Source organism: Chamaesiphon sp. OTE_8_metabat_110, assembly GCF_031382685.1.
Taxonomy (GTDB): Bacteria; Cyanobacteriota; Cyanobacteriia; order Cyanobacteriales; family Chamaesiphonaceae; genus Chamaesiphon.
Window position 1 is genome coordinate 1 of the sequence record NZ_JANMZA010000504.1, and the last position, 10,840, is coordinate 10,840.

Genomic DNA, 10,840 nt, shown 5'->3' on the forward strand with positions numbered 1-10,840 from the left:
TGTCTTGACGCGCTTAACTTGGAGGGAACCTCCAAAGCGCGCGTCGAGTTCAGCACACAAACGGGAGGGAACCTCCCAGCGTGGCGGGGGACCCGCCACGCGTTCGATGCGCCGCTCCCGGATTATGCGAGACAAGACAGCACACCAAGCAGAAGAAGGAAACCCAACATCCCCACTGCTCACCATCTAGGTTGCAGGCTTTTCTAATGTTGAAAATATTTGCACCGTCCACACTGACTGCGTGGGCGGTGCTACTTACTAGATCGTTTCTGCCTTCATCGCTTTAGGTGCGTTCTGTGGCAGTCGTGTAGTTGCCATTTGATAGAAAACTACCAGTGGCAAAATGCCCAAAACCAATCCCAACAAGATCGGAATATAAAACCCAGCGGCAATACTCATAATCGTCGCAAACGCAAAGTTACCTAAATATACAGCCAGCGGTAAGCCGAGTTGCTGGGGTGACAAGGTTAACGGCTTCAACCGCCAGATGAAAGTAGCGACCGTCATAAACACGACCCCAGTTCCAAACCAACCTACAAAATTTTCGTAAGGCATGCCAAAAAATGCCCCAGGCTGTTCCCACAACCAAAATGGCATCGTCGTCTGACTCATCGCCGGATCGAGGACAAAATCCCATGAAGTTAATAATAGCGAGCCAAACCCGATCGCGCCGATATATTTGAGTAGTTGCGGGATGGCAAAGGTTTCCAACCCAGCTCTGGCGATCGTATAGGCACTGAAGCCGATGTAGAACCAGGATAAAGGAATCGTAAATGGTACCAATCCCGCAATTTTGTAGCCCAATCCAGACAGATAATGATAGTGTCCGAAGGGAAATCCAGTACTAGTACCCACTAATTCAGCGACCAATGACAATCCGATCGCGGGTACCATAAATCCTAAACAATGCCACAGACCGAGAGTTCGATAAGCATATACCGCTACCGCGCAAGTGCCCAGTATCATGTAGACGACACCGCCACCCGCCATCGACCAAGCAAAGGCTGTTTTACCAAAATCGGGTAATGCGGCAATAAAATCGGGGTTTGGTAATACCAGTAGTAATCCGGCTAACCCAAATGCCATTGAGATGATGTGCCCAATCAGAAGAGTTCGCTCAACGCGTAAAAGTTTTTCCATCAATCGCAACCTAATTTAAATTTTCCGACTCATCCAGATTAAACGTGAATTGGAGAGTTATTCGCCCGGTTGAGAATCAATAACTACCCAATTTTCTAGATCGAGGTCATTTTATAGTTTACAAATCTTTACTTAGTAGTATACTGTAATAATCACTATTAAACCCAAAATCAATCTGTAAAAATCGTTAATTTGGGAAATTTGGAGATCGCAATCGGTCAAACTTGGCAGCGTGCAGGAGATCGCTCGTGCTCGTTGGCGTAGCCGCGCCGCGAGGTAATCGGCACCAAAATCGGTAATTTGGAGCGGTTCGATCGATCGAATATTAGCACCGATCGCAACGGCAGCAAGATCGACCCCAGACTGAGTGCCGCAGGGATCGAAACAGGTTTCTCATCATCCATAATAAAAGAGTCAAACATTGTCGTTTAGCGGATTTATCGATCGTGTCAAAACTGCTTATTTACGGACTAACTGCTAGTACCTACGTCCGCACTGTCCGGCTACTACTAGAGGAAATCGGTGCCGAATACACTCTCCACAGCATCAATATCTTCAATGGCGAAAATCACGCCCCAGAGTATCTCGCCAAGCAGCCCTTTGGGAGAGTTCCGACATTAGATGTCGATGGAGAGCTAATTTACGAAACTGCGGCGATTACTCAATATCTCGATACAGTCCTTGCCAACCATAAGTACAGCCCCGCCGCGCCGCTGCACCAAGCCCGGATGCGCCAAATTATGGGGATTATCGATAGCTATTTATATCCTCCCGCGATCGGGACGATCGTCATTCAAAGTCTCATCGTACCTACTCAGGGCGGTCAGACAGATGTCGAAAAAGTTAACAACGCGATCGCACCCGTCAAAACTGCCCTTGAGGCGATCGAATCGTTAGTAACAGGTAATCTATATCTGCTCGGTAGTGACATCACGCTTGTCGATTTTTATCTGATTCCCATTTTTGTCTACCTAGCTCAAACCCCAGCATTTGCCACAGTTACCGCGCAAACACCTAAATTAGCAGCTTGGTGGGATACAGCGAGTCAGCTACCTAATGTCAAAAAAGTGTGTCAGTAATGTAAGTTAATCTGACAAGTTATTATTCGCTTCTACCTGATTTTCGTAAAAATCGGGTAGAAGAGATCGCACTATGTTTTATCTAATAACAGGTGACAAACTCCCGCAAGACATATCCCATAATTTTATAATTACCCTGATTCTTAATCGCCACCAACACCCAAGGTTTACCCTCACTATCCGTCGAGATTGACTGGGCATAGACGGTTCTACCGTTTTTGAGCCGATTGACTACTTTGCCATTAGGCTGCAATCTCGCGTTAAGTGGGGTACCAGTCGGATCGGTAACGCGGCAAGTTCTGCCGGAGACATCGCCACCTTGCGCTCGTGCGGGTAAAGAGGCTGGATAAGCACTCACAAATAGAGCGAGAATCGTTAAACAGGTGAGCTTTGGCATATTTACTCCGGATTTTTTAGTTGTCATAGATAATTGCTTCCAATTATAAATACAACAACTTTAATCGGGTACATTCCCGATTCCAGAGCGAGTCTAAGTCGTCGATTCTAATTTCTGCCCCAGCTTTGGTTCGGTACCTGCGATAATTCGTTGGATATTGGTACTATGTCGCCAGATGACGTAAATACCGCCGACGATCGCAAACACGACCGAAGGTAATGGTCGAGCGAATAGGAGCATCCAAATTGTCACCGAAATTGCACCCGCGATCGAACTCATCGATACGATTCGACTAATTGCGATCGAAATCCCAAACACCAAGATCGTCGAAGCGCCGACTTGCCACGACATTGCCAGCAACACGCCGACGCCTGTGGCTACAGATTTACCACCACCAAAATTTAGCCAGATCGATTTACTGTGCCCTAAAATCGCTCCGGTAGCCGCTAAAGGGACTAGATAAGCTTGCCACTCGGTCGGCAGTGCTGGCACTAAATTGTAAGTGAAAATTACGTTGACAATTGTGACTGCTAATGCACCTTTAATCGCATCGATGAGTAACACGATCGATCCGGGCACTTTTCCCAATGTTCGCAGTACATTCGTCGCACCTGTCGAACCCGAACCATGTTCGCGAATATCGATGCCTTGTAATAGTTTTCCTGCTAAGTACCCAGTCGGAAATGAACCTAGAAAGTAGGCAAGGATAAAAATCCCAATGGCGATAATGGTGTTATTTAGCATTCAGTCTTCAATTACAATTATTAATTATTAATTATTAGTTATTAATTAATAATTATCTACCGATATTCCCGATAATCATCCAACTGTCGATCGGGATCGGGCGCAAATGCCAGCCACAGCGGATATTGAAGAATCGAGAGGCTAATTTGATTTTCAGAATTATCGATAATAATTAGGGGCATTTCCTGATTTGCGACAATCCGATCGACTTTTTGGATTAGCGCTTCGGGATCTTCAAACAAAATAATCCCCCCATTGCCACCAAAATCGGCTTTAGAAAGTCCCAAACAGTCTTGAAAGCCTCTGCGCCAATCGCCCAGACGTTCGGGCAGGTTGGCAAGGACAAGGGTGCGGAGATAGTCACCATATAGCTCTCTGAGCGCAGATACTGCCGCTGCCGCTACTAGGATATTCTGTAAACGGCTGCCCATCGTGCGAACCGCACCCCGCCCATCTTTACTAAAAAACCAGTCTGATACTTTATCGGCGTGGACGGCTTCGAGGGTACGGCGCAGTTGCCAAGCTGGCGCATAATAATCTGGGGCATTGCGATAACGATCGATCGAGGCACGGACTTTAGTGGCTGTTGTTTTAAAAGCAGGTTCGGCAAACTGGGGGGTTTGGGATCGGGAGTCGCGACTGGGTGAGGCTGGGGCTAGGGGTTGCCGAGGCGCGTTACCGCTAGCAGCGCGATCGAGCGGTGCTTGAATCCGGATTTGAGCGGGGGGTGGTTGGGGAAAGTCGATTTCCTCAGCGATGACAACGAGATCTTGCAGGCTACCGACAAGGTAGTCTTTAAATCCTTGCAGGCGAATGGCAATATCTTGAGAGCCACCTGCAAAACTTTTGGCGATTTCTTCTTGGATGCGATCGCGTCGGCGTTCGAGCTGTTCGACAGAGATTTGCAGTTTTTGGCGGCGTTGTTCGAGTTCGGAAATCGAAGTTTGGATGACTTGCCCAAAAGTTGTCTGCGTCTCCACGATTTGTGCTTGGAGTGCCGCTCTAGTCGCTTGAAGTCGATCGATTTCGGCTTTGATTTCCGCCTCAGCGCGGACTAGTGGTAAAACGTGGGGATCGATTGGCGTACTTGGAGGCACTGACGTTAGGTTTAGTGGTACTGCATCAGCAGCAATTGGCTCGGTGGCTACGGCTGGCTCTAAATCCGGTGGTTCTAAATCTCGATCGATCTCATCGAGTAAGTGATGCCAGTTATCTTCCGATTGCGGGGGATCGATCGTCTCCTGTGGCGGCTCTACTGGAATGGTAATTGGTGGCTGTGTCTGTGTTGGCGGTGAAGATGAAGTGGAGCGTTCGGTGACTTCGCCGCTATCCCAAACATCCCCAAGTGGCTCCGATGCTGACGAGATCTGTTCGACTACACGAACATCGATAATATCCGATCGTGGGGAAGATTGGCGATCGGGTTTTTGCTTGGCAGTTCCGTCAGAGTTCATAGATTTTGGCGTGGCGAGCACAGAAATAGATTGGCTATGATAGCGGCAGTCTCAGATCCAGGTCGAGAACTACAAATCGATCGCTCATCACTCATTATATCGTACTGTAACGTTCTGCCTGCATTTGCCATCATCCCTGGCGATCGAGCATAACTGTTTGAAGGTAAAAATAGAAGTATCGAGTCAAAAATTCTTAAAATTAAAGCAGGTGCAATTCATAGATTGCACCTGCTTTAATGTCTAATATTATAGCCGAGCGAGTCTGACTTAACTAGCTTGTAATTTAATCAATGTTCTAGTTCCAGCCGCATCGCTAATCGACAAGGCAAGCATCTCTCCACTTTCACTCTGTCCGGTTAATACCTCCTGCGGAGAGTCGATCGTATGAGCATAAGTTACTTCGTCGCGACCGATTTCAATAACTAGGTCGTCGCCTTTATTCGGTCGGTCATACACCATTGCCATCAAGGGCGCATCTTTAATTAATTCTGCGTCGCCGACTTCCGAACCGATGATTTCAATCGACACATGTCTGCCGCGATTGCCATCTGAAAACTGGTCGAAAAACTCGCCCCAGCGATCGTTCGGTATCGATTTGTTGATTTCAATTTTGCTACTCATTAAGATTCCTGATAGACGATTTAGTAAGTTTTACTCAATGCTTTAAATTCGTTGGCTAGCAATAGCAGCAGTGCAATTGTTGCCACTATGCCAGTTACGGCAATGATCGGCGTACCGAGCTGGCGAATGCCAATCCCGAGTAGTGCCCAGACGATAACCAGGGTGTATGTAGTATCGCGGCGCTCGATGTAGATATAGCTGGCAAGTGCGGCACTAACAACCATCATTAACACCGTCCATGCCGTCGCTGGAATGCCCCACCCATCCCATTCGCTGACAAATAGGGTACTAGCAACATTGACGATCGTGGCGACAGTTATCCAGCCGAGGTAAATACTGATGGGAACGTGTAAAAACCATCGCTCCTGTTTGGAGACGTTTTGAGAACCGATGCCCAGACACTGATATAGGGCAATCAGCGGTAGCAAAATCCCAAACATAGCAACGATCGACAGCGGAAACTGTCTGGCTAGAAACAGATAAATCCAAGCGCACTGAGCGACACACGCGATCGTCAATAGATAGCCACCCCGCTCCAAGCGGGGATTGTGACGCTCGGTAGACTGAAACTGATAAATCCCATAGGCAATCAATCCCAAATACACCACACCCCAAATCGCAAAGGCATAATTAGCAGGCGTAATCTGAACTGGTGCCAATAACGTATTCGACAACTTGCCTACGTTAGTACCATTGAGCGGGAAAATATTAGAAAGGGTATTGACTACGATACTGGCAACAATAGCAAGCAGAGTTACTAGTTGGCGGGTTAGTGCTGGATCGGAACTTTGGTGAGATAGTTTCATAGGAAATTATGATGACAAAATTGCTCGATCGAGACTGAATCTAAGTCAACCGCCAGCAGTCTCATTTGTGCAATGCTAGCCCCAAATCGCTCGGCTCAAACCTCGATTGAGTGTCTACTTAGCTGGATTCTACACCCGAACATTTTGGCTGAAGATTAATAGTTAACTTTACCGATCGCCATGACAATATCTTTTTTCAGATGTCGTTCAGTTACTAATATTATCACAAGCCATCTTCAAGATAAATCAATCGATCGACAGATTTTTGCTCGATTAATTAAATTTATTCTGGCTTAATCAGGAAAAATTTTGCTCACAAGCGGCATTGATTTTTTTAAGGCTTCAGCTTTTTTGGCTCTACTATTAGGACAGTAGTCTACACAGTCAATTGCTGATTGAGTAAGTACTTTGCTCGGATGCAGCGCACAATTTAGATAAAGATTGTTATTAAAATAAGTACAACTATGACAAAGTGCTTTGGGTGCAGCTACGCGCCCATTTGACTTCTGTCGATATCTAGAAATACACGCATATGCTGAAACCGCCAACGCTGTTAGCACCGCAATACTACTTACAATTGGGAGCATCGGGTCGGTAGCTATGTTTCCTACCCGGTACTGGCTCGGATTTAGTGAATTAGATGGCTGAATCACTATTAAATTTGCTTCCATTTCCATTCCTGCTTGATTTTAGGGACGCTACCAATCCTGCTGTAATCCAGGTTGGAAGTCACAAACTTTAGTATCGATCGATAATACTACTAACTCACACATCTTATTTGTACTAAAGATCGTCATGTCAATGAATCGATCGATAGGCAGATCTTCAGTCGTTCTTTTCCACTATTAATCTCTGTCAATGGGCAGAGACGCTCGCGATCGGCGACTCTAGTAATGTCATGAGTAATTTGGCAAGCGGACTGTGAGAGAGCGCCGATCTAGCTCTCATTCCGATCCCTCTGACCTCTGACCTCTGACCTTTTATACCAACACAAAGCAGGGTGCGCCGCACAACAAATATTTTTCGGCGCCCCCAGGAGCGATTAGATTAATTAACTTATTAGACTTCTTGCGAAAGTAAAAACAAAATCTTTACTAGTATTGTCTTGACTAAAAAAACCTAAAGCCTCAAACCTAAAGCCTAATACCTGACTTTCGCAGGAAGTCTATTGTCCTTGCATCTTCAAGACGACTGAGAACGTCCGTAGTAAGATTTTGAGGTCTAACCAAGGCGACCAATGCTTGAGGTAGTAAAGGTCGTATTGGAGCTTGATCAGGGCATCTTCGGTCGTACTGCCATAACCGTAGTTGATCTGCGCCCAGCCAGTCAGCCCCGGCTTGACAGCCAACCGCGTCCGATAAAAAGGGATTTGCTGTTGTAATTCCTTGATAAATTGGTAGCGTTCTGGGCGGGGGCCGACCATGCTCATCTCGCCCCGCAAGACGTTGAGCACTTGAGGTAATTCATCTAAGCGAGTTTTCCGGATGAAGTTACCAACTTTGGTAATTCGAGCATCACCTTTGACCGCCCATTGCGCCTTACCATTGCGTTCGGCATTTTGCACCATCGATCGAAACTTGTAGACTGTAAATTTAGCGCCATACTGACCGACGCGCTCTTGTTTGTAAAATATCGCACCAGGGCTATCGAGCTTAATTGCGATCGCTACAAAGGGAAACACCACCGCCAGTACCAAGCCGATAATCGTGCCACAAATCAAATCTAGAATTCTTTTACCAATCCGATTGAATGTATCGAACGGATTCTTTTTGAGAGGTAGAGCTGAATACCATTGACTGCCAATGTGTTCGACTGCTACTTTCCCCGTAATTTTCTCATACAGCACTGGCATGGGCGTAATCGCAATCCCGCGCTCGTGAAAATTAGTTAGGAGCTGTAGCAACTCTTCATCGATCGGGCGGCTGATTGCTAGAACGATCTCATCGACGTTGTAGCGATCGATATCTGCACTCAGGTTGTGACGATTGCCCAAAACGGGGATATTTTGACAGACTTTGCCATGTAGCTTGCGATCGTCATCGATAAAACCGATCGCTTGGTAATGCGGATACTGCTTGAAGGCTTCTGCCAAAATCGTCCCAGTCACACCAGCGCCAATAATTAGCACTCGTTGGCAAGCATGTCCGACACCGAATACCAGTGCATACATTAGCCGCCAAGTCAATAACAATATCGTCGTATTCAAGATTGCCACGGCGGGGGCAAATCTTAGTGACACCGTGTTTTCATTCAACGGCAGTGGCGATGTTAAGAAATAGTAGAGTAAATAGATGAGGCCGACAATCGCGCCACCCCAACCAATGCGTTGGATCGTGCGTCTGACTTTGACAGCAATCCGCAGATCGTATAGGTCGTTAATAAACATCCACACCAACCAGCCGATGCCCATCGCCACCACCCAGGCGGAATGGGCAGTCAGTAACTGCAAACTAAATCCTCTACCAGTTTTATAAGCCCAGTACCATAGTGAGCTAACAATTCCACTGATAATCAGGATAATGTCAGCGATACACAGTAGAAATTTACGCTCGGAAAACTCCAGCGATAGCCTAATTTCTGGTAACAAGTATGAAAACATTAATCTACCTAGTTTATAAAAATCAGTGGAACTGTTAGTTTTTTGCGAGCCTCACTTTCGCCCTACCTGTAAATATATTACCTTTTATTTAGCTAAAATATATAAATAAATAGACCGAACTATCTACCTAAAAAAAGTATATAATCTATACAACTTTTTACGTGGATTATATTTTTGTCTGTACATGAGTTCAAACTAATCTTAACTAACACGCCAATCTTTAGAATCAGCTAATTATCCTATCTTAGTTGTACATTCAATCTCACATTAAATTAGCAATCCTCTTCTCAAACAAACATGGCTCGATCGAAGATACTTATTAAGTCAGGGAGGTTCGACAAACTAGACGGGATCTCGATTCCCCACCAATCGTGTTATTAATGTAATAATTTTGAAGTTGAAGATCTCGATTATAGTACATTTAAACTCAGCCAAATCTCGCAACTAAGTTCTTGTCGATCGCCAAAAGAAACGTAGATATGACTCGATCGAGTTAGGCTCATGCTGGAGTTGCGCCCAATTCTCAATGTGACAGCAATGCTAAAATGAGCTACATTGCCTAGCTGTAAGCCCCGAATAAGTGCATGATAATACTGCTATATAAATTGCCTGCACTCAGATTTTTGCAGCTTATGCTCGGTCGCAAATCGATCGCGATCTGCTTAGTAGTCTTAACCCTAATTGCTATCTATATCCCCACGGTAGCAGTAGTTCCGATAGCAGCTAAAAAAATCATCGAGTACGGTTGGGATGCGCCAACCCCAAACTTTTTCCGCCAGCAGATCCGCCAGATGGAGCAGCGTCGCTTCGATGGCGTTATTCTCAAACTTAACGCTGGCAAAGAGGTATTCAAAAAAACGCCCTATCCCAATGCCGCATTTACTCAAGATCGTCGCGATCTCGCCGCCACCAAATCTTCCCGGCTGACTGATAACTTTGTCGTCATGTGGTCGGGGATGGATAATGGCTGGGATTGGTTTAATGACGCTGACTGGGCGGCTGCGGAAAAAAATATCCAGAACTTTGCCAAGACCGCCAAAGCCGGGGGCTTTCGCGGAATTGCATTTGATTCCGAGCCATATACTACCAGCAGTCCGTGGAAATATCGCCAGCAACCGCAGCAGCAGGGCAAAACGTTTGCTCGATATCAACAGCAGGTTCGCAAGCGTGGTGCTCAATTTATACGGGCAATCCAAGCTAGCCAACCACAGGCGCAAGTGCTCACATTTGGATTGCTCAGTTGGATGAAAGATCTGTGGTCTAATCCGGTGAGTAAAACTAACTTACAGCAGCAACTGGCAAGTCATGACTATGGACTATGGCCAGCTTTTATTAATGGGATGCTCGATGCGGCTCGATCGGGCGTGACAATTATCGATGGCAATGAATGGGCTTATTATTATTACAAGACTGAGTGGTTTGATGCCGCGCGCGAGGCTATTTTCAAGCAGGCGCGGATCTTTGTCGCATCCAGCAACTCTGGCAAATATGGCAAACATGTCAAACTCGGTCAAGCCGTCTACTCCGATCTCATTTTGGATCTATTTCCCAAACCGCTCACAGATCCTCGCGCTGGTAAGACTACCCAACATTTTCTATCGCCAGCCGATCGACTCCGATTATTAGAACACAATATTTATCACTCGCTCCGCACTACCGATCGCTATACCTGGGTTTATAGTGAAAGTGCTGATTGGTGGCAAAATCGGATTCCCCCAGGTGCTGAGGCGGCGATAGATCGTGCCAGAGCCAAACTTAAAGCTGGTAAACCCTTGGGCTTCGATCTCGCGCCTGCTGTCGATAAAGCTGTCAAGCAGTGTCAAGCAGTCAGTAAAGATTGCTAGTATTTGCTCCGCTCTAGCATCGCCTCCGAATGTGTCGTGTCGCGCTAAACCCGGAGGAAACCTCCGGAGCGCGCGCCGCAAATCGGGGGCGATGCTAGAGCGGAGCAAATACTAGCAATATTTACTGACTGCTTGACACTGCTTGACAGCTTTATC

At 46.4% G+C, this 10,840-nt stretch carries 11 protein-coding genes; 2 read left to right on the plus strand and 9 right to left on the minus strand.

Annotated elements, in window-relative coordinates:
• Window positions 1–258 precede the first annotated feature (258 nt).
• Together cruF and RMO52_RS18455 are read right to left on the minus strand one after the other, a co-directional pair.
• Window positions 259–1,140, minus strand: a complete 882-nt coding sequence (gene cruF / locus RMO52_RS18450) for a gamma-carotene 1'-hydroxylase CruF (protein ID WP_310417156.1) — start codon at window positions 1,138–1,140, stop codon at window positions 259–261.
• Between the two features lie 218 nt (window positions 1,141–1,358).
• Window positions 1,359–1,562: a hypothetical protein gene (locus RMO52_RS18455; protein WP_309739155.1), complete on the minus strand. Its 204-nt coding sequence runs from the start codon at window positions 1,560–1,562 to the stop codon at window positions 1,359–1,361.
• 24 nt (window positions 1,563–1,586) lie between these two features.
• Here RMO52_RS18455 and RMO52_RS18460 point away from each other — a divergent pair, with 24 nt between their 5' ends.
• Window positions 1,587–2,219 carry a glutathione S-transferase family protein gene (locus RMO52_RS18460; protein WP_310417159.1) on the plus strand — a complete coding sequence of 211 codons (633 nt, stop codon included), beginning with the start codon at window positions 1,587–1,589 and terminating at the stop codon, window positions 2,217–2,219.
• 82 nt (window positions 2,220–2,301) lie between these two features.
• Here RMO52_RS18460 and RMO52_RS18465 read toward each other — a convergent pair whose 3' ends face one another.
• The 7 genes from RMO52_RS18465 to RMO52_RS18495 form a co-directional block, all read right to left on the minus strand.
• Window positions 2,302–2,643 carry a hypothetical protein gene (locus RMO52_RS18465; protein WP_309739151.1) on the minus strand — a complete coding sequence of 114 codons (342 nt, stop codon included), beginning with the start codon at window positions 2,641–2,643 and terminating at the stop codon, window positions 2,302–2,304.
• Window positions 2,644–2,709: 66 nt separating this feature from the next.
• Window positions 2,710–3,360 carry a glycerol-3-phosphate 1-O-acyltransferase PlsY gene (gene plsY, locus RMO52_RS18470; protein ID WP_310417162.1) on the minus strand — a complete coding sequence of 217 codons (651 nt, stop codon included), beginning with the start codon at window positions 3,358–3,360 and terminating at the stop codon, window positions 2,710–2,712.
• A gap of 56 nt (window positions 3,361–3,416) precedes the next feature.
• Window positions 3,417–4,814: a DUF3086 domain-containing protein gene (locus RMO52_RS18475; RefSeq protein WP_310417166.1), complete on the minus strand. Its 1,398-nt coding sequence runs from the start codon at window positions 4,812–4,814 to the stop codon at window positions 3,417–3,419.
• Between the two features lie 267 nt (window positions 4,815–5,081).
• Window positions 5,082–5,435 carry a DUF5335 family protein gene (locus RMO52_RS18480; RefSeq protein WP_310417169.1) on the minus strand — a complete coding sequence of 118 codons (354 nt, stop codon included), beginning with the start codon at window positions 5,433–5,435 and terminating at the stop codon, window positions 5,082–5,084.
• 20 nt (window positions 5,436–5,455) lie between these two features.
• Window positions 5,456–6,241 carry a tryptophan-rich sensory protein gene (locus RMO52_RS18485; protein ID WP_309739145.1) on the minus strand — a complete coding sequence of 262 codons (786 nt, stop codon included), beginning with the start codon at window positions 6,239–6,241 and terminating at the stop codon, window positions 5,456–5,458.
• A 293-nt stretch (window positions 6,242–6,534) separates the two neighbouring features.
• Window positions 6,535–6,918, minus strand: a complete 384-nt coding sequence (locus RMO52_RS18490; protein WP_310417172.1) for a hypothetical protein — start codon at window positions 6,916–6,918, stop codon at window positions 6,535–6,537.
• Window positions 6,919–7,406: 488 nt separating this feature from the next.
• A complete protein-coding gene (locus tag RMO52_RS18495) occupies window positions 7,407–8,840 on the minus strand; it encodes a sugar transferase (protein ID WP_310417175.1) in 1,434 nt (477 codons plus the stop codon).
• A gap of 632 nt (window positions 8,841–9,472) precedes the next feature.
• Here RMO52_RS18495 and RMO52_RS18500 point away from each other — a divergent pair.
• The gene (locus RMO52_RS18500; RefSeq protein ID WP_310417177.1) at window positions 9,473–10,684 is read left to right on the plus strand and encodes a hypothetical protein; all 1,212 of its coding nucleotides are present in this window, start codon (window positions 9,473–9,475) and stop codon (window positions 10,682–10,684) included.
• Window positions 10,685–10,840 lie beyond the last annotated feature (156 nt).

Bases quoted from the DNA above. Each gene is read 5' to 3' on its own strand.
- cruF (WP_310417156.1), bottom strand. From the start codon at position 1,140: ATGGAAAAACTTTTACGCGTTGAGCGAACTCTTCTGATTGGGCACATC.
- RMO52_RS18455 (WP_309739155.1), bottom strand. From the start codon at position 1,562: ATGTTTGACTCTTTTATTATGGATGATGAGAAACCTGTTTCGATCCCT.
- RMO52_RS18465 (WP_309739151.1), bottom strand. From the start codon at position 2,643: ATGACAACTAAAAAATCCGGAGTAAATATGCCAAAGCTCACCTGTTTA.
- plsY (WP_310417162.1), bottom strand. From the start codon at position 3,360: ATGCTAAATAACACCATTATCGCCATTGGGATTTTTATCCTTGCCTAC.
- RMO52_RS18475 (WP_310417166.1), bottom strand. From the start codon at position 4,814: ATGAACTCTGACGGAACTGCCAAGCAAAAACCCGATCGCCAATCTTCC.
- RMO52_RS18480 (WP_310417169.1), bottom strand. From the start codon at position 5,435: ATGAGTAGCAAAATTGAAATCAACAAATCGATACCGAACGATCGCTGG.
- RMO52_RS18485 (WP_309739145.1), bottom strand. From the start codon at position 6,241: ATGAAACTATCTCACCAAAGTTCCGATCCAGCACTAACCCGCCAACTA.
- RMO52_RS18490 (WP_310417172.1), bottom strand. From the start codon at position 6,918: ATGGAAATGGAAGCAAATTTAATAGTGATTCAGCCATCTAATTCACTA.
- RMO52_RS18495 (WP_310417175.1), bottom strand. From the start codon at position 8,840: ATGTTTTCATACTTGTTACCAGAAATTAGGCTATCGCTGGAGTTTTCC.
- RMO52_RS18500 (WP_310417177.1), top strand. From the start codon at position 9,473: ATGCTCGGTCGCAAATCGATCGCGATCTGCTTAGTAGTCTTAACCCTA.